The organism is Jannaschia rubra (assembly GCF_001403735.1).
GTDB lineage: Bacteria > Pseudomonadota > Alphaproteobacteria > Rhodobacterales > Rhodobacteraceae > Jannaschia > Jannaschia rubra.
The window spans coordinates 197,893-222,105 of the sequence record NZ_CXPG01000014.1; the positions used below are offsets into that span (position 1 = coordinate 197,893).

Consider the following 24,213-nt stretch of genomic DNA (forward strand, 5'->3'; position numbering starts at 1 on the left):
GCATCAGCCGTGCAAGGGAGGGCCGCGCCATGCAACCCGTCGAGATCTATACCCAACCCCGATGCGGCTTCTGCACGGCGGCTTTGAGACTGCTGGCATCGAAGGGCGCCGCCGTCACCGAGCACGACGTCAGCCGCACCCCCGGCAAGCGCGCCGAGATGATGCAACGGGCGAACGGCCGCCGCACCACGCCGCAGATCTTCATTGGCCCGACCCATGTGGGCGGCTGCGACGACCTGTTCGCGCTGGAAGACGCGGGCAAGCTCGACGCGCTGCTGCGCGGCTGAACGGATGCGCACCGCGCTGCTGCAACTCAATGCCACCGACGATCCGGCGGCGAACCTGACGGTCACGCTCGACCTGCTTGCCGAAGGCGCCGCGCGCGGGGCGGACATCGTGCTGACGCCGGAGGTGACGAACTGTCTCTCCTCCGACCGGGCGCATCAGAAGTCGGTCCTGCGACCCGAGGCGCGCGATCCGACCCTGGCGGCCATTCGAGCCGCTGCGGCCGAGCATGGCGTCTGGGTCCTGATCGGCAGCCTGGCGCTGCACACGGCCGACCCGCAGGGACGCTTCGCCAACCGGTCGTTCCTGATCGGCCCCGAGGGCACGATCGTCGCGCGCTACGACAAGATCCACATGTTCGACGTGACCGTGACCGAGTCCGAGACCTACCGCGAATCCGCAGGCTACCGCCCCGGCAGCCGCGCAACGCTGGCCACGACCCCCTGGGGCGGGCTGGGCATGACGATCTGCTACGACATCCGGTTTCCCGCGCTCTATCGCCGTCTGGCGCAGGCGGGCGCCGACGTCCTTACGGTGCCCTCGGCCTTCTCGCCGGTCACGGGCGCCGCACATTGGGAGGTGCTGCTGCGCGCCCGCGCGATCGAGACGGGCTGCTTCGTCCTGGCTCCCGCCCAGACCGGCACCCATGCGTCGACCGTGGGCCACGCCCGAAAGACCTGGGGCCATTCGATGGTGGTGAACCCCTGGGGCGAGGTGCTGCTCGACGCGGGCACCGAACCGGGGGTGTTCCTCGTCGACGTCGACCCGACCGAGGTCGCCCGCGCCCGGACGCGCATTCCGTCCCTGTCGGCCGATCCGGGCTGGGAAGGGCCATGAGCGACGATGCCGACCGGCTGGCCGTCGCGCTGTTCAGCGAGATGCTGACCGCCGATCAGCTGGTCCGTGCCCGGCTCAGCCGCGCCCTGCCTCGCGGGATGGAACTGTCGCATTTCACCGTGCTGAACCACCTGGCCCAAACGCAGGCGGAGCGGAGCCCGACCGAACTGGCGCGCATCTTCCACCTGACGCGCGGGGCCATGACCAACACGCTGGCCAAGCTCGAATGGGCCGGGCACATCCACATCCGCCCCGACTGGGACGATGCCCGGCGCAAGCGCGTGGCCATCAGCCCCTCGGGCATGGCCGCGCGGGAGGCGGCGCTGGCCGCGATCCGGCCCATCATGGCCCAGGCCGTGCGCGAGATCGGCGAGACGCGCACCCGCGCCGCGATCCCCGTCCTGCGCGAGATCCGCATCCGCTTCGGCGCGCCCGAGGACGACGGCTGAACCCCGTCAGTCGCGCCGCCTGACCATGAGCTGATTGCCCTCCTTGCGGGTCTCCAGCCGCTTGATATCGCCGATCAGTTCGGACAGCTTGCGCTTGCCATAGGTCCGTGTGTCGAAATCCGGCACCGCCGCCATGATCTGGCTGCCCAAGGCACCCAGCGGAAACCAGTCGTCATCCTGGTCCAGCCGTTCCATCGCGCGCAGGATCAGGGGCAGCGCGTCCTGGGGCTGCTTCTTGGTGGGGCGCGTGCTTTGCGGCGCGGCGGGTTCGTCCACCAGGTTCTCGATCAGGATGAAGCGGTTGCAGACGTTCCGCAGGCTTTCCGGCGCCTTGCCCTCGCCGATGCCGATGACGTCCAGCCCCTCCTCGCGGATGCGGCTGGCGAGGCGGGTGAAGTCGCTGTCGGAGCTGACGAGGACGAAGCCGTCGAACCGCCCGCCATGCAGGATATCCATGGCGTCGATGACGAGGCCGATGTCGCTGGCGTTCTTGCCCTTGGTGTTGGCCGTCTCCTGGTGCGCCACCAGTCCCAGCTCCAGCACCTTGTCGGCCCAGTTCCGCAGGTGCCCGCCGGACCAGTCGCCATAGACGCGGCGCAAGGCAGGCTCTCCCAGCCCGGTGATCTCCTTGAGGATCGGGTCGGCGTATTTGGCGGGAATGTTGTCGGCGTCGATCAGGACGGCGAGGAGGGGACGGTCGCGGTTGGCCATGTGTCGTTCCTTGTCTCGGGACGCCGGTCCCGGTGCGGACGGCGCGGGCGCCGTCGGTGTCGGCTTGCAATCGCCCGGACGGGGGTCGATGTTCAACCCATGAGACCGATCTTCGCGCTTCCCGTCCTCGCCCTCCTCGCCGCCTGCCGGACGGATGCGGCCGAGCCGCCCGATGGCTGCGGCGCGGGCCACCTTCAGTCCTTCGTCGGTCAAGCCCTGGCCGATGTCACGCTGCCCGCCGACCGTACGACGCGCGTCGTGCGACCGGACCAGGCCGTCACGCTCGACCACCGGCCCGACCGACTGAACGTCCTGCTGGACGACGGCGACCGGATCGAACGGGTCTACTGCGGCTAGGCCGGCAGGGGGCCGCCCGCCTCGATCATCCTCAAGTGCAGGTCCGCCAGCTCGGCGTCCTTGCCGGCGGTCAGCGCGGCCATGACGCGGCCATCCTTGACATAGCGGGCAAGGAACGGCCCCTCCTCCGGATCGCCGTCGAACAGGATGTCGTCCCACTCCTTCGCATGGCCCAGATAGCGATACTGCCGCCCGAGCGCCGTCCAGAAGAACGGGATGTCGGGCGCGGCGTCGGCCTGACCCAACATCGCATGCGCCGCGCGGATCCCGTGCTGACGCGCGACGCGCCAGTGCTCGATCCGAGCGGCACCGAAGGGCGTCGGCGCATGGGCGCAATCGCCGCCGACGAACACGCCGTCCAACCCCGGCACCGAGAGGTCCGGCCCGACGCGGACGCCGCCGTCATCTTCGAGCGGCAGACCTTCCAGACCCTTCGTCGCCGGATGCACGCCCACCGCCAGCAGGACGAGATCGGCCTCGACCGGCGCGTGACCCGACAGGTCCACGCCCGTCACGCGACCCTCGCCCGCAAGGCCCGTGACCTTGGCGCCGGTCAGGAACCGGACGCCCTTCTCCTCATGCTCCGCCATGACCTGACGACCCACGCGCTCGCCCAGGATGCGGGCCAGGGCGACCTCCTCCCGCATGACGACCGTCACCTCCAGCCCGCGCTTGGCCAGCGAAAGCGCCCCTTCCAGCCCGATGAACCCGCCGCCGATCAGCGCGACCTTGCGCGCGCCCCGCGCAGCGGCGACCAGCGCCTCGGCCTCCGCCGCCGATCGCAGCGTGTGGACGCCCTCGAGGTCGATCCCCGGCAGGTCGGGCCGGTTCGGCACGCCGCCCGGCGCGATCAGGAGGGCGTCGAAGGCCCGCCGCGTACCGTCCGACATCACGACCTGCCCCGCCTCGACCGACGCGACCGTTCCGTCGATCAGGACGATGTCGCGATCCGCCATGGCCTCGCGCCCGGTCAGGGTCAGATCGTCCACCGATTTGCTTCCGACAAGGACCGCTTTGGACAGCATCGTCCGGTCGTAAGGGGGGCCGTCGGGGCCGATCATCTCGACCGCGCCCTCGAACCCCTCCTCGCGAAGGGTCAGGGCGCAGTTGTCCGCGGTGGCTCCGCTGCCCACGATGACGAATCGCCGCGGATCGGCGGACTGCCGCGCATGGGCAGGGGTCACATGCGGGTCGCCGTCGTCGAGATCGACCGTCACGCGCCCCTCCGCCACCGTCACGTCGTAGCGCCGCAGATCCGCGTGACCGGGCGGCTGCGCCTGGCGACCGGTGCGGGCGTCGAAACAGGCATGGTGGAAGGCGCACATCAGCCGCCCGTCCCGCACCACGCCCTTCTTCAGCGGCAGACCCAGATGAGGGCAGAGGTGCGCGAGGGCCGTCACCTCCTCCCCCTGTCGGATCAGAATGACGGGCGCGTCCCCCGGCTGATACGGGGTGCCTTCGGGAATGTCGGTCAGGGCGATGTCGATCTGCGGCATGGGCTGTCCTTTCGGAGGGGTCGGGGATCAATCCCCCGGGACGCTTGCATGTTCCCGGCGGCTCCCCTATATCCCTCGTTGACAGCGGCGGCCTTCGGGCCCCACCGGAAATTCCAACGGGCCGCGGGCCCGTTTTTTTGTATCTGCAAGGTTCGATGCCAGATCTGATTGCCAAGACTGCGATGGACAAGCGCCTCGCCGCACTGCTGACCCCCGTGATCGAGGACATGGGGTATGAACTCGTGCGCCTGCGGCTCATGTCGGGCAAGGTCGCGACGTTGCAGATCATGGCCGACCGTCCCGAAGGCGGGATCGAGGTGGACGACTGCGGCGACATCTCGACCGCGGTGTCTGCCCTGCTCGACGTCGAGGATCCCATCGCCGACGAATACACGCTGGAAGTGGGCAGCCCCGGCATCGACCGGCCGCTGACCCGCCTCAAGGATTTCGACGCCTGGGAGGGGTTCGAGGCCCGGGTGGAGACCGAGAACCTGATCGACGGGCAGCGCCGCTTCAAGGGCACGTTGCGCGGCACGGAGGACGACGAGATCCTCATCGAGATCGAGCAGGGCACCGAGACGCCCACCATCGGGCTCAAATTCGACTGGCTCGCCGACGCCAAGCTGATCCTTACGGATGACCTCATCCGTGAAGTGCTGAAATCGCGCAAGGACAAGGGCCAGATCGACGAGGCCCGGTTCGACGAAGTGAAAACATTCATGGACGGCGAGGAAGACTGAACCCATGGCCATCACATCCGCCAACCAGCTGGAACTCCTCCAGATTGCCGACGCGGTCGCCCGCGAGAAGATGATCGACCCCAAGCTGGTCATCGAGGCGATGGAGGAGAGCCTCGCCCGGGCCGCCAAGTCGCGCTACGGCGCGGACATGGACATCCGCGTGTCCATCGACCGCAAGACCGGCCGCGCCACCTTCACCCGCGTCCGCACCGTGGTCGAGGACGACCTGATCGAGAACGAGAAGGCCGAGCTGACCGTCGCGCAGGCGAAGCAGTATCTGGAAGACCCCAAGGTCGGCGACACCATCGTCGACGAGGTTCCGCCCGTGGACATGGGCCGCATCGCCGCGCAGTCGGCCAAGCAGGTCATCATCCAGAAGGTCCGCGAAGCCGAGCGCGACAAGCAGTTCGAGGAATACCAGGACCGCGTCGGCACCATCGTCAACGTGCAGGTCAAGCGCGAGGAATACGGCAACGTCATCGTCGACCTGAACCCCGGCGAGGGCGTGCTGCGCCGCAACGACAAGATCGGGCGCGAAGCCTATCGCCCCGGCGACCGCATCCGCGTCTATATCAGGGACGTCCGGCGCGAGGTGCGTGGCCCGCAGGTCTTCCTGTCGCGCACCGCCAACGAGTTCATGGTCGAGCTGTTCCGCATGGAAGTGCCGGAAATCTATGACGGCGTGATCGAGATCAAGGCCTGCGCCCGCGATCCGGGAAGCCGTGCCAAGATCGCGGTCATCAGCTATGACAGCAGCATCGACCCCGTGGGCGCCTGCGTCGGCATGCGCGGCAGCCGTGTGCAGGCCGTCGTGAACGAGCTTCAGGGCGAGAAGATCGACATCATCCCGTGGAACGACGATGCGGCGACCTTCCTCGTGAACGCGCTGCAACCGGCCGAGGTCACGAAGGTCGTCATCGACGAGGAAGCCGAGCGCATCGAGGTCGTCGTGCCGGAGGAGCAGCTGTCGCTGGCCATCGGCCGCCGCGGCCAGAACGTGCGTCTGGCGTCGCAACTGACCGGGCTCGACATCGACATCCTCACCGAGGAGGAGGAATCCAAGCGTCGTCAGGCCGAGTTCGAGGAGCGGACCAAGCTGTTCATGGACACGCTGGACCTGGACGAGTTCTTCGCCCAGCTTCTGGTCTCCGAAGGCTTCACCAACTTGGAGGAGGTCGCCTACGTCGAGGTGGACGAGCTTCTGGTCATCGACGGCGTGGACGAGGAGACGGCTTCCGAGCTTCAGGCCCGGGCCCGCGACTTCATCGAGGCGCAGAACGCCAAGGCGATGGAAGCCGCGCGCGAGGCGGGTCTGGCCGACGATCTGGCCAGCTTCGAGGGTCTCACGCCCCAGATGCTCGAGGCGCTGACCGCCGACGGCATCAAGACGCTGGAGGATTTCGCCACCTGCGCCGATTGGGAGCTGGCCGGCGGCTGGACCGTCGAGAACGGCGAGCGCAAGAAGGACGACGGCCTGCTGGAGCAGTTCGACGTCTCGCTGGAGGAAGCGCAGGACATGATCATGACGGCCCGCGTGATGCTGGGCTGGGTCTCGCCCGAGGACGTCGTCGGCACCCCCGACGAGGAAACCGTCGAACAGCCAGAGGAGGCCGGGGCGTGATCGCCCCGGATCGTTCCCCTGACGCGCGGCGGCAGAGACAAAATCCGCGACGAGCCTGATCGTCGCTGCATCGTCACCGGAGAGACGGGACCGAAGGCGGGGCTGATCCGCTTCGTCACCGGCCCCGACGACACGGTCTTCCCCGACCTTGCGGCAAAGCTGCCGGGACGGGGAATCTACGTGACGTCGACGCGAGAGGCCTTGGAAAAGGCCATCGCGAAGCGCATGTTCTCCAAAGGCGCCAAACGGCAGGTCCGCATTCCCGACGATCTGATCGATCTGGTCGAGGCGGGGCTGCTGCGGCGCCTCCAGGACGCAATCGCCATCGGCCGCAAGGCGGGCAAGTCGATCGCAGGCTACGAGAAGGTCAAGATCATGCTCGACCGGGGCGAAGCGCAGGTGCTTTTGCAGGCGAGCGACGGGTCGGAACGTGGCAAGGGCAGGCTGTCGACGCCCGAGGGCGGAAAATGGATCGGCTTCCTGACCGCGGATGAATTGGGACAGGCCTTCGGCCGCGACCGTGTGATCCATGCGGCCGTGGCGGCTGGAACCTTGGCCCGGCGTATTGTAGAGGAGGCCGCAAGGCTTCAAGGCTTCAGACAAGTTGACGGCGGCACTCCGGCTGCCGAGAAGGACATTGGGAACGCATGAGCGATCAGGACGGAAAGAAACCCCTCGGCCTCGGAGGCGGCGCCCGTAGCGGCACCGTCAAGCAAAGCTTCGCCCGAGGGCGCACCAACAACGTCGTGGTGGAGACCAAGCGCAAGCGCATCGCCGTGCCCAAGCCGGGCGCGCAGTCCGCGGCTGCGGTCAACGCGCAGGGCGGCCGGTCCACCGGCGGCACCACCGATGCCGAAATGGAGCGTCGTCTCAAGGCGTTGCAGATGGCAAAGGCCCGTGAGGCCGAGGATACCGAGCGCCGCGCCCGCGAGGAAAAGGAGCGCGAGGATGAACGCGCCCGCCGCCGTGCCGACATCGAGGCCAAGGAGCGCGAGGAGCGCGAGCGCGTCGAACTGGCCCGTCAGCGCGCCGAGGAAGACGAACGCCGCCAGCGCGAGGCCACCGAGGCGCGGACGCGTCCGGCGGAGCCCACGCCCGCCGAGCCGACCGCGGCCGAACAGCCCCGCCAACGCAACCTGGGCCCCGACGCCCGGCCCGGCCGGTCCGATGGACCGCGCAAGCGCGACGACGATTCGGGCAAGCCCCGCACCGGCGACCGCCGCTCCGGCAAGCTGACGCTGAACCAGGCGCTGGCCGGCGGAGAAGGCGGCCGTCAGCGCAGCCTCGCCTCCATGCGTCGCAAGCAGGAGCGGCAGCGCAAGGGCGGCGGCAACGTCGTGCAGGAAAAGGTGATGCGCGAAGTGCGCCTGCCCGAAACCATCGTGGTGTCGGAACTGGCCAACCGCATGTCCGAGCGCGTGGCCGCCGTGGTCAAGGCGCTGATGCAGAACGGCATGATGGTCACGCAGAACGAGGTTCTGGACGCCGACACGGCGGAGCTCATCATCGAGGAATTCGGCCACACCGTCGTCCGCGTGTCGGATTCGGACGTGGAGCAGGTCATCGACGTGATCGAGGACAAGCCCGAGAGCCTGGTGGATCGCGCGCCGGTCATCACCATCATGGGCCACGTCGACCACGGCAAGACCTCGCTACTGGACGCGATCCGCAAGACCAAGGTCGCGCCGGGCGAAGCGGGCGGCATCACCCAGCACATCGGCGCCTATCAGGTCGAGGCCGGGGGCAAGCCCCTCACCTTCCTCGACACGCCGGGTCATGCCGCGTTCACGTCGATGCGGGCCCGTGGCGCGCAGGTGACGGACATCGTGGTCCTGGTGGTGGCGGCCGACGATCAGGTCATGCCCCAGACGATCGAAGCCATCGCCCACGCGAAGGCCGCCGAGGTTCCGATCATCGTGGCGATCAACAAGATGGACCGACCCGGCGCGAACCCGCAGAAAGTCCGCACCGACCTTCTGCAGCACGAGATCGTCGTCGAGGAGATGTCGGGCGACGTGCAGGACGTCGAGGTATCGGCCAAGACCGGCGACGGCATCGACAAGCTGCTGGAGGCCATCGCGATCCAGGCCGAGATCCTGGAACTGAAGGCCAACCCCGCCCGCGCCGCCCAGGGCACGGTGGTCGAGGCCAAGCTCGACGTGGGCCGCGGTCCTGTCGCCACCGTTCTCGTGCAGAACGGTACGCTTCGCCGCGGCGACATCTTCGTCGTGGGCGAACAGTGGGGCAAGGTCCGCGCGCTGGTCGATGACCAGGGCCAGCGCGTCGATGAGGCGGGTCCGTCCTTCCCGGTCGAGGTGCTGGGTCTGAACGGCACGCCGGGGGCGGGCGACATCCTCAACGTCGTCGCCACCGAGGCGCAGGCGCGCGAGATCGCGGAGTATCGCGAATCGGCTGCCAAGGACAAGCGCGCCGCCGCGGGCGCCGCCACGACGCTCGATCAGATGATGGCCAAGGCCCGCGACGACAAGGACGTCTCGGAACTGCCGCTCGTGATCAAGGCGGATGTCCGCGGCTCGGCCGAGGCGATCCATCAGGCGCTGGAGCAGATCGGCAACGAGGAGGTGCGCGTGCGCATTCTGCACTCGGGCGTCGGCGCCATCACGGAAAGCGACATCACCCTGGCGGAGGCGTCCAATGCCCCGGTCATCGGTTTCAACGTGCGTGCCAACGCGCCGGCGCGGGCCGCTGCCAACCAGAAGACCGTCGAGATCCGCTACTATTCGGTGATCTACGACCTTCTGGACGACATCAAGCAGGCCGCCTCCGGCCTCCTGTCGGCCGAGATCAGGGAGACCTTCATCGGCTACGCCGAAATCCGCGAAGTCTTCCGTGTCACCGGCGTGGGCAACGTCGCGGGTTGCCTCGTGACCGAAGGCGTGGCCCGCCGGTCCGCGGGTGTGCGCCTGCTGCGCGACGACGTCGTGATCCACGAGGGCACGCTCAAGACGCTCAAGCGGTTCAAGGACGAGGTGCGGGAAGTGCAGTCCGGTCAGGAATGCGGCATGGCATTCGAGCGCTATGACGACATCCGCAAAGGCGACATCATCGAGATCTTCGAGCGCGAGGAGGTCGAGCGCACGCTCGACTGATCCCCTCGGGTCGAGGATCCGGCATGAAAACGGGGGCCTTCGGGCCCTCGTTTTGCGTTCTGGACCGGGATCTCAGCGCGGCGGGCGGGCGCTGAAGATCGGATGGGGTCGAGGGCCGGCCGGTGCCGAGGAGGGGCGGACCGGACCAATGATCCGGGGCTCCGCCCGAGCGGGTGCCTCTGCCTTCGGAGCAGGCGGAACTGCGCGGGGGGCCGCCAGTGGGCTCCGCGGCCGGGCCATGGTCGGCATCGCGGGGATGTCATCATCCTCGACCGTTGCCATGGCTTCCTCGGGCTGCGCCTGCGGCGACATCGCGGGCTTCGGGGCCGATGCTGTTTCGTCGGCAGCGCGGCGGGCGGCAATCTCAAGCATCCGATGCGTCATGTCGGCGGTGTCCATGGCGGCGCGCGTCTGCTGCGCCATCATCACCGAGAACAAGCCGAAGAACGCGACCCCGAGGCCCGGCATCGATGCTCCGATGCGGGCCGACAGGTCGACCGCATCCGTCGAGCCGCCCAGTCCCGGCATGACCCCCTGGACGAATCCGGCCGCGGCCAGAAGCAGTCCGACGGCCGCGATGCCCCATCCGAGGTTCGAAAAGACGACCGCGATGCCGCGCCCCGCCGCGTAGGTTTTCCTGAAGTCGGTCATTCATGCTCTCCGGCGATGTCGGAGCCGTCTTTGCACCGCTCGCCCCTATTGCCCAACAAAAAAGACCGGCCACGTGGGGCCGGTCCTGTTTCTGCCGATCCGCGATGCGGATCAGGACAGCTTTTCGTCCTTGTAGCCCTTGACCGGGGCCCAGATCCGCTTGTTCGTCAGGTAAAGCAGCACCGAAAGCACCGCCAGCATGATGACCGCGATGAAGCCCATCTGCTTGCGCGCGGCGAGCTTGGGTTCGGCTGTCCACATCAGGAAGGCGGCGACATCCTTTGCCTCGCTCTCGATGTCGGAGGGGGCGCCGTCGTCGAACTCCACGTCGTCGCCATAGAGGGGCGGCGCCATGCTGATCCAGCCGCCGGGGAAGGCCGTGTTCTCGTAGAGGATCGTGCCCGCCTGTTCCATTTCCTCGCCGGTATAGCTCGTCATGAGAGAGGCGATGTATTCCGGCCCGCCGGTGCCGCGCAGAAGCTGGTTGATTCCCAGGTTCAGGGGCCCGTGGAAGCCCGCGCGTGCCTTCGCCATCAGCGACAGGTCGGGTGCGCCGGCTGCGGTGACTTCCGGAAAGTTGTCGGTGACGTCGGCGGTCCGGTACTCGTATTCGCCGATGTCCTCGTTCAGGCGGTAGACTTCCATCTCGCTGGCGAAGGCTTTTGCCTGCTCCTCCGAGAACCCCGGTCCGCCGTCATCGGAAAGGGTCCGGATCGGCACGAACTTGAGGCCGTGGCACCCCGCGCAGACCTGCGAATAGACCTTGAGCCCGCGCTGGAGCTGCGTCTGGTCGTAGGTGCCGAACGGTCCCTCGAACGGGAACTCGTAGTCTGTGATCGTCTGGTGGCCGGTCTCGGCCGCCGCGGCCGGAATCGCGATGGCGACGACGAGGGCGGCGGCGGTGATGACTTTAGACAGCATCTGTCCTTCTCCTTATTCGGCCGGGCCGGCGGCTTTTTCGCCGGGCAGTCGCATGCCGGTCGCCCCGTCGCCGTAATGGGCGACGAAGTCTTCCTCGATGGTGGCGGGGCGGGCTTCCGGCTTCTCGATCACGCCGAGCAGCGGGAGGATCACCAGGAAATAGGCGAACCAGTAGGCCGAAGCGAAAAGCGCCATCGACGCCCAAGGCTCCTCGGCAGGCATCGAGCCGAGCCACATCAGCACGAAGAAGTCGAACACCAGAAGCCAGAACCACCACTTGAACATCGGGCGATATCGGCCCGACCGGACCGACGAGGTGTCGAGCCAGGGAGCCAGCGCCATGACGATGATCGCGCCGAACATCGCGATCACGCCGAAGAACTTGGCGTCCACGATGCCGCCCGTGATCCAGTTGGCAGCGATGACGACCCAGACGTCGGCGGTGAAGGCACGAAGAATCGCGTAGAACGGCAGGAAATACCATTCCGGCACGATATGCGCGGGCGTCGAGAGGGCATTCGCCTCGATGTAGTTGTCGGGGTGGCCTAGGTAGTTGGGCATGAAGCCCACGATCGCGAAGAACCCGAGCAGGATCACGGCGAGCGCGAACAGGTCCTTGATGACGAAATAGGGCCAGAACGGCAGCGTGTCCTTCTTGGCCTCCTCCTTCGACGTGCGGCGCACCTCGACCCCGGTGGGGTTGTTGTTGCCGGTCGAGTGGAACGACCAGATGTGCACGATCGTCAGGCCCAGGATCAGGAAGGGGAACAGGTAGTGCAGCGAGAAGAAGCGGTTGAGCGTCGCGTTGTCGACCGCCGGTCCGCCCAGCAGCCAGGACTGGATCGACTCGCCCACCCATGGCACGGCGCCGAACAGGCCGGTGATGACCGTGGCGCCCCAGAACGACATCTGCCCCCAGGGCAGGACGTAGCCCATGAAGGCCGTGCCCATCATCAACAGGTAGATGACGATGCCGATGATCCAGGTGATCTCGCGCGGGGCCTTGTAGGACCCGTAGTAGAGGTTGCGGAAGATGTGCGCATAGACCGCCACGAAGAACAGCGACGCGCCGTTCGCGTGGATGTAGCGCAGCGCCCAGCCCCCGTTCACGTTGCGCATGATGTGTTCCACCGACGCGAAGGCGAGGTCCACGTTCGGCGTGTAGTGCATGACCAGGACGATGCCGGTCACGATCTGCAGGACCAGCGTGAAGGTGAGGACGATGCCCCAGATCCACATCCAGTTCAGGTTCTTCGGCGTCGGGATCATCAACGTGTTGTACAGCAGCCCGATGATCGGAATGCGACGCTCGACCCAACGCTCGGCGGTGGAGCCGGGTTGGTAATGGTCGTGGGGAATGCCAGCCATCTTCGTGCCTCCTCAGCCCAGTTTGATCGTGAATTCGTCGGTGAACGATGCCACCGGCACCGGCAGGTTGGTCGGCGCCGGGCCGCGGCGGATGCGGCCGGACTTGTCGTAGTGGGATCCGTGGCAAGGGCAGAACCAGCCGCCGAAATCGCCCGCTTCGTTCAGGGGGACGCAGCCCAGGTGCGTGCAGACGCCGATCATCACCAGCCATTCGCCCGTCTGGGCATCGCCGTCGTCGAAGCCCGGCAGGGCGCGGTTCTCGTCCAGCGCGGGTGCGTCGCCGGGAATGTTGGCGTTCTCGGCCAGCGGGTCGGGCAGGTCCGACAGCTCGACCGTGCGGGCCTCGGCGATGTCTTCCTCGGTGCGGCGGCGGATGAAGACCGGCTTGCCCAGCCACTTCACCGTGAGCTGCGTCCCCGGCTCGACCCCCGAGACGTCGACATCGATCGACGCCAGCGCCTGCACGTCGGCCGACGGGTTCATCTGGTTGACCAGCGGCCAGACGGCCGCGCCGGTCACGACGACGCCGACCCCGGCCGTCGCGTAGTAGAGGAAGTCGCGGCGGGTGCCCGCGTGATCGTCTGCGTGTGACACGAAGCCATCTCCCGGTGTGGTGTCGGCCGTGCGAGGGCCGGTCATTGAAACGCCTGAGCGGACACCGGAGTCGCCACCGGGCCGCGTCCAGCCCCCCCTTAGCGCATCGTCAGGGGCAAGTTCCAGCGGACAAACGCGCACAGGTGGCGGGTTTTTGTCACAGGTCGCGGTCCATGTCGCGGTGCGGGATACCTGCGTCGTCATAGGTCGGGCCCCGCGCGACGAACCCCAACCGCGCATAGAACCCCATGGCGTGCGTCTGCGCCCCCAGCGTCGCGCGTCGCAGGCCACTGGCGCGCAGCTCGTCCATCACATGCCGCATCAGCGCCGCCCCGACACCGGTGCCCCGCGCCCGCGGCAGGACGGCGACGCGCTGGATCTTGGCCGTATCGCCCATGACCCGTACCCGAAGCGTGGCCACCGGGCCTTCTTCGTCGGTGGCCAGCCAATGCAGGCAGGCATCGTCCATCCCGTCGATTTCCTCCGCCGGGGTGACGCCCTGCTCGCCCACGAAGACCTCGGTGCGAATGGCGAAGGGCGCGGTCAGGTCGGTGACCTGCGCGATCCTCATGCGGGACGGGTCGCCGTCATGGCGGGCCGGGCGGCGAACCGCTCCTCCCAGGCGGCAAGCGTCGGGCGCCCCTCGCGCCAGTTGCGGTCCGACAGCCGCAGGTCGAGGTATCCCAGCGCGCAGCCCACCGCGATCTGCGCCATGTTGAGCGGCCCCTCCAGAAGCGGCATCGACCGGCCCTCCAGCGCGTCGAGGCTGCGGGCGATCTTGGTCCATTGCGCATCGAACCACTCGGACCAGTGCAGGGCCTCGGGGCGCAGGCGCTTCTCGTAGGTGATGGCGACCGCAGATTCCATCATCGCGTCGGCGTTGGCCTCGATGCTCAGAACCTCCCACAGACGCCCCTCGGGATAGAGCCCGGCCTTGCCCCGCGCATCGAGAAACCGGCAGATCACACGGCTGTCGTGGATGGCGGGGCCGTCGTCGCGTACCAGCACCGGGATCTTGCCCGACGGGTTGGCCGCGTTCAGCGCGGGCTCCCCGCCCATGGGATTCGCGGTCACGTCGCGCACGTCGACGTCCTCCTGCCCGGTCTCGATCAGGACGACGCGGCACTTGCGCGCGAAGGGCGAGGCGGGGGAGCTGTAGAGCTGCATCACGGGTCTCCGGGTTGATGTCAGGCGCAGCAAACCAGCAAAGCGCGCCCGGCGCTAGGGGATCGGCGGCGGCGAGAGGTTCAGCACGCCCATCGTCTCGAACCCGGTCAGCACCGCGTCCACGGCGATGGTCGCGAGCACGATGCCCATGATACGGCTGATGACGCTGGCCCCCGTCGTCCCGATCAGCCGCTGGATACGCGTCGCCGCCAGCAGGAGCATCAGCGTGAAGACCAGCACCACCGCCAGCAGAAGCGCCGTCCATGCCTGCTCGCCGATCGACTGGCGGTGGTTGTCGGTCAGGATCACCACGGCGAGCATCGCGCCGGGCGAGGCGATGGAAGGCATCGCCATCGGAAACACCGCGCTCGTCATCGGATCGCCCGTCGCCGCCCCGATCTCGGCCGTGGGCTTCGAATCGCCGAAGACCATCGTCATGGCAAAGAGGAACAGCACGATCCCCCCCGCGATCTGGAAACTGCCGAGTTGCAGACCCAGCGCCTCCAGCACGAACTGCCCGCCGATAAGGAAGGCAAACAGCACCAGCGCGGCGATCAGCACCGCCCGGATGGCGAACCGCCGGTGCAGGGCGGGCGGAACCGAGGCCGTGGCGAACAGGAACACCGGGATCGACCCGACGGGGTCGATCACCACGAACAGCGTGATGAGTTCGCGCTGCAGCCCCACCCAGTCCATCGCCCCCGCCTTTTCATCATGACACCCCGTCCGATGCCGCAGGCCGCCCCGCGACGCAAGTCCGGGGTCCGGCCCTCAGTCGGCGCCCATCGCCCGCATCAGCGCGGCCAACTGCCCCGCATCGGGGCGCAACCCTGCTGCGGCCAGCGCATCGGCGGCGCGTTCCCGAACGTCGGCCGGCGTGTTCTGGCCCAGCTTGAAGGTCGATTCGAAACCCGAAACCCCGCAGGCGGAACGGCAGGATCCGCCGCATCATCCGGTCGCGGACCTCCGGCGTCGTCTTGGCCGGCGTCCAGGGCGTCTTGGGGCACAACCGCTTCTCCATGTCCGCGCTCTGCCGGTCCAGCATGTCGCGCATCGCCGTGTCCGGCAGGCAGGTCAGCGTGCCGCGCAGGTGGACGGCGACATAGTTCCAGGTCGGCAACTGGTCGGGCACCTCGTACCAGTCGGCGGGACGTAGGCGTCGGGCCCGGCGACGGCCACCACGGGCGCCCCTTCCGAAAGCCGCGCGATGGAGTTCGAGCGGACGAGGTGCAAATCCAGCGAGTCACCTTCGGGCGACAGCAGCACCGGCACATGCGCGATCAGCGGCCCGTCCGAGCCGGCGACGGTCAGCATGCCGAAGGCCGGTCGCGCACGAAGGCAAGGACCCGCGCCTCGGACGGGACGCGGAAGGCAGGGCTAGGGTGCATGGGCGCATTTTCCCTTGTGGTATTGGCACCGGGCTTGCCGGAACGGGGCGGCCCGCGCAATCTGCGATCCATGGTCGCCTCCTCGCCCGCGCCGACGTCAGGGTCCACCGCTTCGGGGGTCGGCCTGCGGCTTGCTGCGGTCGGGTTCGCCACCGGGCTGGGGTTCTGCATCCACGGCGCCGCGGACCACGCGCGGACGGGGCAGATCGTCTTCCTGCGGTCCGCGCTGTCGATCCCCTTCCTCCTCGTCTGGGCGGCGGCGATGGCCCCGGTTGCCGACTGGCGCCCCCGCGCACCCCGCAAGCATCTGGTCCGAGGCGTTGCGGGCGGGCTGTCGATGGTGCTCAACTTCTACGCGCTCGGGCAACTGCCGGTCAGCAACGCGCAGGCGCTGTCCTATCTCGCACCCGTCCTGTCCATCCCGGCGGCGGTGATCCTGCTGGGCGAGCGGCTGTCGCGGCGGACGGTGATCGCGGTGGCGTTGGGCTTCGCGGGAATGATCGCAATGCTCTATACGGCGATCGACCGTCCGGGGTGGGGCCTCGGCCAACTGACGGGGGTGATGGCGGGGATCGCCTCGGCCGGGATCATGGCGCTCGTCCGCGTCCATATCAAGGCGATGACGGCGACCGAGACGACCATCTCCATCGCGCTCTCCTTCGCCGTGGTGACGACCTGCCTCGGCGCGGTGGCGGTCGCGGTCACGGGCTGGGTGCCGATGACGCCCGTGCTCTGGGCCTGGATGCTGGGGGCGGGCGCGCTCGGGGCGGCGACGCATGTCACCGCCACGGCCGCCGTCGCGCGGGCGCCGGTCTCGACGCTGGCACCCTTCGACTATGCCGGCCTCGTCTTCGCCGTCGTGCTGGAGTTCGCGCTCTACTCCGTGCTGCCGGGCCCCTGGGGGTGGCTCGGGATCGGGCTCATCATGGCGGCAGGCCTTCTGACGGCCTGGACCGGGCGGCCCATCGCGGCCGGCCTGCGCCTGCGGTAAGGGGCGCGCATCCGGTGCGCGCCCCTCGTGGTCAGGGAAGAAGCACGCGGTCGATCACGTGGATCACCCCGTTCGACGCCTGAACGTCCGCCGTCACGACCGTGACGCCCTCGACCGTCACGCCGTCGCCGCGCCCGTTCACCTGCAACGGGGCACCGTTGACCGTGGGCAGCCGACCGCTGGTGCCCGCCAGTGCCGAGGCCGGGTAGTTCTCGGGCACGACGTGATACGTCAGGACGGACACGAGCTGGTCCTTGTTCTCGGGCAGAAGCAGCGTCTCGACCGTGCCTTCCGGCAATGCGGCGAAGGCCTCGTCCGTGGGCGCGAAGACGGTGAAGGGCCCCGGCCCCTTCAGCGTATCGACCAGGTCGGCAGCCTCGACCGCGGCCAGAAGCGTGGTGAAGGATCCCGCTTCCGTCGCGGTCTCGACGATGTCATCCGGGCCGGTGTCGCTCGCGGTGACGCAGCCCGACAGCGCGGCGAGCGCGATGGCCCCGGCGGCCAGAAGGTGACGGCGGTTGATGATGTCGATCATGGTTTCGAATCTCCCTGTCTCGATCTCGCCGCTTGACGCGACGACACCCAGACTACGCGGCCCGGCGCGGATCGGACCACTTCGGATCGCCCGCAACGCGTCAGGCGGCAAGCAGCCGCGCACCCCCGACCGCGCGGATGCGCGCGGGCACGACCTGTCCCTCCGCCCGGTCCGCGTCGAACAGCACCTCGGCAAATTGCGCCGTTCGGCCCATGCGGGGCGTCTCCATCAGCACGCGATGGTCGCGGCCCACCTGCGCCGCCAGATGCCGCGCCACCGCCGCCTCGCCCGCCGCCCGCAAGCGCGCGGCGCGGTCGCGGATCAGGCCGCCATCCACGGCGGGCATCTTTGCGGCCGGCGTGCCCTGACGCGCGGAATAGGGAAAGACATGCAGCCAGGTCAGGTCGCAGTCCTCGATCAGGCGCAGGCTGTCGGCGAAATGCGCCTCGGTCTCGGTCGGGAAGCCCGCGATGATGTCGGCGCCGAAGGTCATGTCGGGCCGCAGGCGCCGCGCCTCCTGCGCGAACCGGATGGCGTCGCCGCGCAGGTGGCGCCGCTTCATCCGCTTCAGGATCAGGTCCGCCCCGTGCTGCAGCGACAGGTGCAGATGCGGCATCAGCCGCTCCTCCTCGGCGATGGCGCGCATCAGGGCCTCGTCCACCTCGATACTGTCGATGGAGCTGATCCGCAGGCGCGGCACCCGCGTCAGCCGAAGGATGCGCCCCACCAGATCGCCCAGGCGCGGCTTGCCCGGCAGGTCCGCGCCCCAACTCGTCAGGTCCACGCCAGTCAGCACGATCTCGTTGAAGCCGCGATCCACCAGGCGCGCCACCTGTTCGACCACGACACCCGCCGGAACCGACCGGCTGTTGCCGCGCCCGTATGGGATGATGCAGAATGTGCAACGGTGGTCGCAGCCGTTCTGGACCTGCACATAGGCCCGGCTGCGCGTGCCGAACCCGTCGATCAGGTGCCCCGCCGTCTCGCGTACGGACATGATGTCGTCCACCTGCACGGCCTCCGTCCCGCCGGTGGCGAGGCCCGCCCAGGTGCCGGCGCGCATCTTCTCGGCATTGCCGATCACCACGTCCACCTCCGGCATGGCGGCGAAACTGTCGGGGTCGGTCTGGGCCGCGCATCCGGTGACGATCATGCGCGCGCCGGGGTTGTCGCGGCGCAGGCGGCGGATGTCCTGGCGCGCCTTGCGGACGGCCTCCGCCGTGACGGCGCAGGTGTTGACGATGACGGCATCCTCGAGCCCCGCCCGGGTGGCGAGGTCGCGCATCGCCTCCGCTTCATAGGCGTTGAGGCGGCAGCCGTGGTTCGACAGGACGGGCGGCTTCATCGCCAGACCCCGTCGAAGACATGCGCGGTGGGGCCGGTCATCCAGACCCCGTCGTCGCGCCAGTCGATGTCGATGGTGCCCCCATCGAGATCCACCCGCACCGCCCGCCCCGTCAGGCCCCGGCGCGCCGCCGCCACAGCCGCGGCGCAGGAACTGGACCCGGACGCCAGCGTCAGCCCCGCGCCCCGCTCCCAGACCCGCATCCGCAAATGATCGGGTCCCGCCACATGCGCCACCTGCACGTTGGTGCGTTCGGGAAACAGGGGGTGCGTTTCGTGCGCCGGGCCGAAGGCGGCCATATCCACTGCCTCCGCATCCTCGACGAAGAAGGTGCAGTGCGGGTTGCCCATGCCGGTGGCCACCGGATCGCCCGGAATGGGCAGGTGCAGCGTGTTCACCTCCCGCGCCAACGGAACCTCCTGCCAGGTCAGGAGCGGCGCGCCCATGTTGACCGAGGTGAGCCCCCCGCCCGCATCCCGCGCCGACAGGAGCCCCCGCTCCGTCCGCAGGCTGAGGGCGGAGACACCCCGCCGCGCCATCTCCCACCCGGCGATGCAGCGGGTCGCGTTGCCGCAGGCGCCGGCCGTGCTGCCGTCGGCATTCCAGAACCGAAGCTCCAGGTCGGCATCGGTCCCGTCGCGGATGACGGCCAGTTGGTCGAATCCCACGCCCCGATGCCGATCGCCCATGGCGCGCGCCAGCCCCGCATCGACCCGGTCGGGTGCTGTGCGTTCGTCCACGACGACGAAATCGTTGCCGAGCCCGTGCATCTTCATGAACGGCAGGCCGCTTCGGGGGGAATCCATCATGCGCGGCCAGATACGCCCGGCCCGCAACTTTTGAAAGCCCCTGCCTTGACGCGGTGCGGCCGCCTCGGTAACAGCCGCCCGTGGTGGGAGCCGGTAGCTCAGCTGGTAGAGCAACTGACTTTTAATCAGTAGGTCCAGGGTTCGAGCCCCTGCCGGCTCACCATTTTTCTGGTGTAAAGCGTCAGACGGTCGTTTCAATTGCGGCGCCGAGCTTTGAATTCCGGTCACGAAGCCTTTCAATCGGCGCCCGAACGAGACGGCGGGGCCAAGAAGGCGCCCGGACCGACGGTTGACGGTGTTCCGACGCCTGGGTCGGTCTTGGAGCCAGTTCGCCGGCAGATCGGCACCCCGTCGCGCCTTCGCTTCCCTAAGGGTCGGCAAAAGAAAACTCCGATGCCGATATCTGGAGTTGGAGTTTCCCCGGTTTCTTGGACAGTCAACCGGTCGGGAAGGCTCTGTTGCACAAATCGCCTGAGGGATTCATCTCGTGAATCCAGCGTGGTAGCTGGGAGGCATGAGCAGACCTGCACCCCCAATCTACAGGACCAGGAACTGGCCAGCCTACAATGAAGCGGTCAAGCGCCGGGGCTCGCTGACGATCTGGTTCGACCCTGAGATGAGCTGGGATGGCGCGCCGACGGGCAGGCATGGGCGCCAGCAGAGCTACTGCGACGCCGCTATTCAGACGTGCCTCTCGATGAAGGTGCTTTTCGGGATGGCGCTCCGGCAGACAACCGGGTTCGTCGGAAGTCTGCTGCGACTGGCTGGCCCTGACTGGACGGTGCCCGACTTCAGCACGCTGTCGCGCCGTCAGAAAACCTTGGCCGTCAGCGTCCCCTACCGCGGTTCCAAGGGTCCGTTGCACCTGCTGATCCCCTCTCGGGACATCCCTGCGTGATGTCCTGCCGGGCGAGGGACAGCACCGGCATCAAGGTCGAGGGCGAAGGCGAAGGCGAATGGCACGCCCGCAAGCATGGCGGTCCCAAACGGTGCGTCTGGCGCAAGATCCATCTCGGAATTGATGAGGAAACACTGGAGGTCCGCGCTGTCGAGATCACCGGGAGCCACATTGGTAATGCCCTAGTGCTACCCGACTTGCTCGGTCAGATCCCGGCGGACGAGGAGGTCGGCAGCGTCACCGTCGACGGTGCCTACGATACACGTAAATGCCACGACGCCATCGCTGACCGCGGTGCCCATGCCGTGATCCCGCCCCGCAAGAACGCGAAGCCCTGAAAGACCATCACCGCGGGAGCCGTGGCGCGAAACGAGGCCCTGCGCGCGGCGAAATACCTGGGGCGCGCGCCCTGGCGACGATGGAGCGGATACCACCGCCGGAGCCGTGCCGAAACGAAGATGCACTGTATGAAACTGCTGGGCCAGAGGCGCTTGGCGCGGGATTTCGACCGACAGGTCGCCGAGCTCCAGGTCCGCATCGCCGTCCTCAATGGCTCCACCGCGCTTGGCATATCTGTAACGGAAGCCGTGGGATAAGTCCGTCCGGGGAAAGGGGACCCTCGGACATCAGAGGTTTTGTGCAACAGAGCCCACGGGGAACGCAGATGGCAATACTGTGGCTAATCGTGCTGGGGGATACGTGGACTGAATATGTAAACGTGTTTACTCATCCAAAAAAACGCTCGAGGCGCAATGCATACAATTGCGGTGTGCGATGTTGTTCGAATTATAGGTCGCGTCATCGGCTCAATTTCCGTAGGTCGGCTCCGTGTGCCCGTTCCGTCTGTTCAGGATCGATACGATCTGGTGATTGCCGGTATGGCCCCGTTCGAGGTGCTGAGAAGACGTCTCCTGACGGCCCCACTCATGGTCCTGACTGGACGCTGCCGCACTGGGCGGCGTAACCGGTTCATCGAACGCGTCGTGCCAGGAAAGGACTGGACGCGAGCGTCGACCAATATCGCCGCGTTTCTGCCGTTCCAGGCACCGGTCCTGTCTCACGCTGTTCATCGCGGGGGCGAGCCTGCCTGAGGCTTTGACCGCAATCTGATCGGCCGTTCCATTCATGATGCTGCTGGCCGGTCCGTTGGAACTTTCCCACGATCACGTCCATCCGGCGTTCGGTGAACCTTGCAAAAGCCCCAGTCGATGGTGGGGTCTCGTCCTCTTTCACGGTCGGTACCGTCGAAGCTGTCGAGCCGCTGGGCGCACAGTTCGGCGCAATCGATCCGTTGCCCGTTCCACCCGTGCCGCGCAAAGCCCTGTTCGGTCAGCGGTGCCCGGTCGAGGGCGACGCCCGGCAGAAAATCCGTGCTCGGCAGCACGACGACAACCACCCCGACCGCGTTACGCCCTCGGGAACATCTCACCGGCCGAGCTTGTGGCAAGGAGAAGCCAGGAAATGCGCGCCGCATGGCCCCGCACATCACTGCTCGAACCCTTCGTCGATCCAAAGGAAAGACAGAGATGACCCCAAGATGAAACGACCGGTGTGGACGGCAGACGGACGGGTTTCCCGGCCGGCGTGTCTGCAGTCAATCGCACATCGACGAAGGCGATCCGATGACCGATCGCCGTCTGGCACGACATCGACGCCGACACCTCTGTCAGAGACGCGCTTATACGGTGATGCCGGGTGTCAAACCGGCCCGGCCTCCGCCTCGCGGAACGTCACGAGACGGCAGGTCCGCTCGTCCCACAGTGTGAGCTTGACGCTTCTGAAGCTCTCGAGCAGCGTTATCCGCCCGATATCCGCCAGCTCCGGGTTGTCGGTCAGGACCTGCGGCAGACGGTAGAAGGGAATGCGGCTCGACAGGTGATGGACGTGGTGGATGCCGATGTTGCCGGTGATCCAGCGCAGGACATCCGGAAGCACATAGTTCGAACTGCCGTGAAGGGCCGCGTGTCCGAACTCCCAGGTGTCGCTTCCGGCCCAGTGCGTCTCCTCGAACTGGTGCTGAACGTAGAACAGCCAGACCCCGGCGGTCGCGGCCATGAGCGTGATCGGCAGTTGGACGAGCAGGAAGGGCACGGGCCCCATCAACCACGACAGAAGGATGACCGGTATCGCGATTCCGAGATTGGTCGCCAGCGTCGAGACCCAGGGCAGCGCCCCGGATCGCATCAGCCCCAGGGGCACCCGGTACTGGCAAAGGAAGACCCAAGCAGGCCCGAGCCCGAACATCACCGCCGGATGGCGATAGAGCCGGTAGCGCAAGCGGCCCCACCAGGACCGCATCCGGTACTCCTCGACCGTCAGCGTATCGAGGTCGCCGATTCCGCGCCTGTCGAGATTACCAGCCGAAGCGTGGTGGATGGCATGGGTGCGGCGCCAGTAGTCGTAGGGCGTGAAGGTGAGCACGCCGAGGACACGTCCGGTCCAGTCGTTGGCCCGGCGGTTCGGAAACAGGGCGCCATGCCCGCAATCGTGCTGAAGGACGAAAAGGCGCAGCAGGAAACCGGCCGCCGGCACGGTGAGCACCAGCCCCCACCAATGGCCATGCATGACCGTCCAGGCGGCCAAGGCCCAGAGCGCGGCAAAGGGTATCGCCGTGACTGCGATCTCGAAGATGCTGCGAAGGACGCGGGGGCGGTGATACCGCGCCAGAAGCTTCGACCAAGCCTTGGGATTGCGCGAATGCCCCTCCGCCGTGCCGTCCGGCGCCATCTGCTGCGCCACCACTAGGCCTCGCCCGCGCGGACGGGGAGTGGCTGGATGGGTCCGCGCGACGGCGCATCGATGAGGCGCCGCCCCGCACCGCCCGAATGTCCCAGCCCCGCCGCACCGGAGTGCTGACCGGCGCGGCCCGGACGCGCCACGGCGGCGACCCCGACGCATGTCGCGAAGCCCGCGGCAGGATGGGGTAGTGGATCGAGGGCCTTCATGTCGTTATCCTTTCGAAACGGGAACGGGCGAGGACCTGCCCCGTCGTGATCGCACCCTTGGGAGATGTTCGCCGGCCGATCCCGTCGAGCGCCCTCGTCGTTGCGCGGCATCGGCGTAGTCACCGTTCCGGTCGTCTTCCGCCTTATGTGGGCGGCCTGAACGGGAGGTGCAATCCTCAATCGAAAAGTCAACAGGCAGCACAACCTCCGGACCCTCCCGGTCGTGCAGGCCGCGGCCCGTCTGGTGGAAGTTGCGAACGCTGCAGGCGGACGCAGATCCGGCTTTCAGTTTTCAAAGGCCCTTCGATGGGGGAAGTCGCCTTCTTCGAGATAGGCAGCCTCCTCCGGCGTCGAGGGGCGGCCGAGGATCCGGTTGCGGTGAGGGTGGCGACCGAACGCGGCGATCACCTGTCTCACGTCGCGGGCCTGCCGGACGAGCGACCGGTAGATCGGTTGCAGATGCTCCGGGGCGTCCGCCGCGATCTCCTCGCGCAGGGCGATCAGCAAGTCGACGCGGTCGAGGTGATCGGGTCCTTCGCAATGTCCGAGGGGCAGCCCGAGAACGACCTTGAACCACGGCGTGGGGAGCGCGGCGTAGTGGCCGTTCGTCAGCCCCTCCATCGCGATCCCCAGCGCCGCGGGGTCCTGTGCGAAGGCACGCGCGCTTCCCTGCCAGACCGACCGCGAGAACTGGTCGAGCAGGATGACGAGGGCGAGCCTGCCATCGGGATCGGATACCCAGGCATCCAGATCGCCCGCGGCCGCATCCGCCGTCACGCCCGAGAACCGCTTCGTGATGGCGTCGTGAGCGCCGCCGCGCATCCGCCAGAACCAGTGCTCCCGATGGGCGTCCGCATCGATCCGGAGCGAACGGCCCTCGGGGAACCAGAATTCCAGAACCGTCCGCCAGGCCGGGTCATCGGATCTTCGGGTCATGTTCTGCCTTCCCGGAAACGGTCATTTCGGATTGCCGGCTGGACCCGCGGCTCGTGCCA

25 protein-coding genes, 1 tRNA gene and 2 pseudogenes are annotated in these 24,213 nt (G+C 67.8%); 12 read left to right on the forward strand and 16 right to left on the reverse strand.

The window, feature by feature from the left end:
- Positions 1–29: 29 nt before the first annotated feature.
- From grxC to JAN5088_RS06905, 3 genes are read left to right on the forward strand one after another with little or no spacing between them, the layout of a single operon-like run.
- A complete protein-coding gene (grxC, locus tag JAN5088_RS06895) occupies positions 30–287 on the forward strand; it encodes a glutaredoxin 3 (RefSeq protein WP_055682071.1) in 258 nt (85 codons plus the stop codon).
- 4 nt (positions 288–291) lie between these two features.
- A complete protein-coding gene (locus tag JAN5088_RS06900; protein WP_055682072.1) occupies positions 292–1,122 on the forward strand; it encodes a carbon-nitrogen hydrolase family protein in 831 nt (276 codons plus the stop codon).
- Complete coding sequence (locus tag JAN5088_RS06905) at positions 1,119–1,571, forward strand: MarR family winged helix-turn-helix transcriptional regulator (RefSeq protein WP_055682073.1); 453 nt, start codon at positions 1,119–1,121, stop codon at positions 1,569–1,571. The genes JAN5088_RS06900 and JAN5088_RS06905 overlap by 4 nt, the downstream gene beginning before the upstream one ends.
- Before the next feature lie 6 nt (positions 1,572–1,577).
- On the opposite strand, the gene JAN5088_RS06910 is transcribed toward JAN5088_RS06905, so the two are convergent.
- Complete coding sequence (locus JAN5088_RS06910) at positions 1,578–2,282, reverse strand: NYN domain-containing protein (RefSeq protein ID WP_055682074.1); 705 nt, start codon at positions 2,280–2,282, stop codon at positions 1,578–1,580.
- 99 nt (positions 2,283–2,381) lie between these two features.
- Between JAN5088_RS06910 and JAN5088_RS06915 the strand changes: the two genes are divergently transcribed.
- Positions 2,382–2,639, forward strand: a complete 258-nt coding sequence (locus JAN5088_RS06915) for an I78 family peptidase inhibitor (protein WP_055682075.1) — start codon at positions 2,382–2,384, stop codon at positions 2,637–2,639.
- Here JAN5088_RS06915 and JAN5088_RS06920 read toward each other — a convergent pair.
- On the reverse strand, positions 2,636–4,135 hold the full coding sequence (locus JAN5088_RS06920) for an FAD-dependent oxidoreductase (RefSeq protein WP_055682076.1): 1,500 nt from the start codon (positions 4,133–4,135) through the stop codon (positions 2,636–2,638). The genes JAN5088_RS06915 and JAN5088_RS06920 overlap by 4 nt on opposite strands.
- Positions 4,136–4,290: 155 nt before the next feature.
- Between JAN5088_RS06920 and rimP the strand changes: the two genes are divergently transcribed.
- The 4 genes from rimP to infB are packed head-to-tail and all read left to right on the forward strand — an operon-like array spanning position 4,291 to position 9,606.
- Positions 4,291–4,875, forward strand: coding sequence for a ribosome maturation factor RimP (rimP, locus tag JAN5088_RS06925; RefSeq protein WP_055682254.1), 585 nt, complete (start codon positions 4,291–4,293; stop codon positions 4,873–4,875).
- A gap of 4 nt (positions 4,876–4,879) precedes the next feature.
- The gene (nusA, locus tag JAN5088_RS06930; RefSeq protein WP_055682077.1) at positions 4,880–6,496 is read left to right on the forward strand and encodes a transcription termination factor NusA; all 1,617 of its coding nucleotides are present in this window, start codon (positions 4,880–4,882) and stop codon (positions 6,494–6,496) included.
- Between the two features lie 18 nt (positions 6,497–6,514).
- The gene (locus JAN5088_RS06935; RefSeq protein ID WP_055682078.1) at positions 6,515–7,147 is read left to right on the forward strand and encodes an RNA-binding protein; all 633 of its coding nucleotides are present in this window, start codon (positions 6,515–6,517) and stop codon (positions 7,145–7,147) included.
- On the forward strand, positions 7,144–9,606 hold the full coding sequence (infB, locus tag JAN5088_RS06940) for a translation initiation factor IF-2 (protein WP_055682079.1): 2,463 nt from the start codon (positions 7,144–7,146) through the stop codon (positions 9,604–9,606). Before JAN5088_RS06935 ends, infB begins: the two co-directional genes overlap by 4 nt.
- A gap of 72 nt (positions 9,607–9,678) precedes the next feature.
- On the opposite strand, the gene JAN5088_RS06945 is transcribed toward infB, so the two are convergent.
- The 8 genes and pseudogenes from JAN5088_RS06945 to JAN5088_RS19530 all read right to left on the reverse strand — a co-directional run bounded on the left by JAN5088_RS06945 (position 9,679) and on the right by JAN5088_RS19530 (position 15,621).
- The gene (locus tag JAN5088_RS06945) at positions 9,679–10,257 is read right to left on the reverse strand and encodes a hypothetical protein (protein ID WP_055682080.1); all 579 of its coding nucleotides are present in this window, start codon (positions 10,255–10,257) and stop codon (positions 9,679–9,681) included.
- Between the two features lie 111 nt (positions 10,258–10,368).
- Complete coding sequence (locus JAN5088_RS06950) at positions 10,369–11,178, reverse strand: cytochrome c1 (RefSeq protein WP_055682081.1); 810 nt, start codon at positions 11,176–11,178, stop codon at positions 10,369–10,371.
- A gap of 12 nt (positions 11,179–11,190) precedes the next feature.
- Positions 11,191–12,546: a cytochrome b gene (locus tag JAN5088_RS06955; protein WP_055682082.1), complete on the reverse strand. Its 1,356-nt coding sequence runs from the start codon at positions 12,544–12,546 to the stop codon at positions 11,191–11,193.
- 12 nt (positions 12,547–12,558) lie between these two features.
- On the reverse strand, positions 12,559–13,140 hold the full coding sequence (petA, locus tag JAN5088_RS06960) for a ubiquinol-cytochrome c reductase iron-sulfur subunit (protein ID WP_055682255.1): 582 nt from the start codon (positions 13,138–13,140) through the stop codon (positions 12,559–12,561).
- Between the two features lie 157 nt (positions 13,141–13,297).
- Positions 13,298–13,711 carry a GNAT family N-acetyltransferase gene (locus JAN5088_RS06965; protein WP_055682083.1) on the reverse strand — a complete coding sequence of 138 codons (414 nt, stop codon included), beginning with the start codon at positions 13,709–13,711 and terminating at the stop codon, positions 13,298–13,300.
- Positions 13,708–14,307 (reverse strand): glutathione S-transferase, encoded by a 600-nt coding sequence (locus tag JAN5088_RS06970; RefSeq protein WP_055682084.1) that lies wholly within the window; start codon positions 14,305–14,307, stop codon positions 13,708–13,710. Before JAN5088_RS06970 ends, JAN5088_RS06965 begins: the two co-directional genes overlap by 4 nt.
- A gap of 54 nt (positions 14,308–14,361) precedes the next feature.
- Entirely contained in the window at positions 14,362–15,003 is a 642-nt protein-coding gene (locus JAN5088_RS06975; RefSeq protein WP_055682085.1) for a MarC family protein, read from the reverse strand.
- A gap of 16 nt (positions 15,004–15,019) precedes the next feature.
- Positions 15,020–15,621, reverse strand: a pseudogene (locus JAN5088_RS19530) (FMN-binding negative transcriptional regulator).
- A gap of 72 nt (positions 15,622–15,693) precedes the next feature.
- Here JAN5088_RS19530 and JAN5088_RS06980 point away from each other — a divergent pair.
- Positions 15,694–16,686 (forward strand): DMT family transporter, encoded by a 993-nt coding sequence (locus JAN5088_RS06980; RefSeq protein WP_082429851.1) that lies wholly within the window; start codon positions 15,694–15,696, stop codon positions 16,684–16,686.
- Positions 16,687–16,717: 31 nt separating this feature from the next.
- Here the strand turns inward: JAN5088_RS06980 and JAN5088_RS06985 are convergent, their stop codons facing one another.
- From JAN5088_RS06985 to dapF, 3 genes are all read right to left on the reverse strand, one after another.
- Positions 16,718–17,221 (reverse strand): fasciclin domain-containing protein, encoded by a 504-nt coding sequence (locus JAN5088_RS06985; protein WP_055682087.1) that lies wholly within the window; start codon positions 17,219–17,221, stop codon positions 16,718–16,720.
- Between the two features lie 100 nt (positions 17,222–17,321).
- On the reverse strand, positions 17,322–18,566 hold the full coding sequence (mtaB, locus tag JAN5088_RS06990; protein ID WP_055682088.1) for a tRNA (N(6)-L-threonylcarbamoyladenosine(37)-C(2))-methylthiotransferase MtaB: 1,245 nt from the start codon (positions 18,564–18,566) through the stop codon (positions 17,322–17,324).
- Positions 18,563–19,375 carry a diaminopimelate epimerase gene (gene dapF, locus JAN5088_RS06995; RefSeq protein WP_055682089.1) on the reverse strand — a complete coding sequence of 271 codons (813 nt, stop codon included), beginning with the start codon at positions 19,373–19,375 and terminating at the stop codon, positions 18,563–18,565. Before dapF ends, mtaB begins: the two co-directional genes overlap by 4 nt.
- A gap of 87 nt (positions 19,376–19,462) precedes the next feature.
- Here dapF and JAN5088_RS07000 point away from each other — a divergent pair.
- The 3 genes and pseudogenes from JAN5088_RS07000 to alaE all read left to right on the forward strand — a co-directional run bounded on the left by JAN5088_RS07000 (position 19,463) and on the right by alaE (position 21,364).
- A tRNA-Lys gene (locus tag JAN5088_RS07000) sits at positions 19,463–19,538 on the forward strand.
- A gap of 351 nt (positions 19,539–19,889) precedes the next feature.
- A pseudogene (locus JAN5088_RS18200) lies at positions 19,890–20,869 on the forward strand (IS5 family transposase).
- A 156-nt stretch (positions 20,870–21,025) separates the two neighbouring features.
- The gene (gene alaE / locus JAN5088_RS19640) at positions 21,026–21,364 is read left to right on the forward strand and encodes an L-alanine exporter AlaE (RefSeq protein WP_082429852.1); all 339 of its coding nucleotides are present in this window, start codon (positions 21,026–21,028) and stop codon (positions 21,362–21,364) included.
- Positions 21,365–21,971: 607 nt separating this feature from the next.
- On the opposite strand, the gene JAN5088_RS07020 is transcribed toward alaE, so the two are convergent.
- From JAN5088_RS07020 to JAN5088_RS07030, 3 genes are all read right to left on the reverse strand, one after another.
- Positions 21,972–23,012, reverse strand: coding sequence for a fatty acid desaturase (locus JAN5088_RS07020; protein WP_306455457.1), 1,041 nt, complete (start codon positions 23,010–23,012; stop codon positions 21,972–21,974).
- A 2-nt stretch (positions 23,013–23,014) separates the two neighbouring features.
- Positions 23,015–23,218: a hypothetical protein gene (locus JAN5088_RS07025; RefSeq protein ID WP_055682093.1), complete on the reverse strand. Its 204-nt coding sequence runs from the start codon at positions 23,216–23,218 to the stop codon at positions 23,015–23,017.
- A gap of 285 nt (positions 23,219–23,503) precedes the next feature.
- The gene (locus JAN5088_RS07030) at positions 23,504–24,154 is read right to left on the reverse strand and encodes a DUF924 family protein (protein ID WP_055682094.1); all 651 of its coding nucleotides are present in this window, start codon (positions 24,152–24,154) and stop codon (positions 23,504–23,506) included.
- Positions 24,155–24,213: the final 59 nt, after the last annotated feature.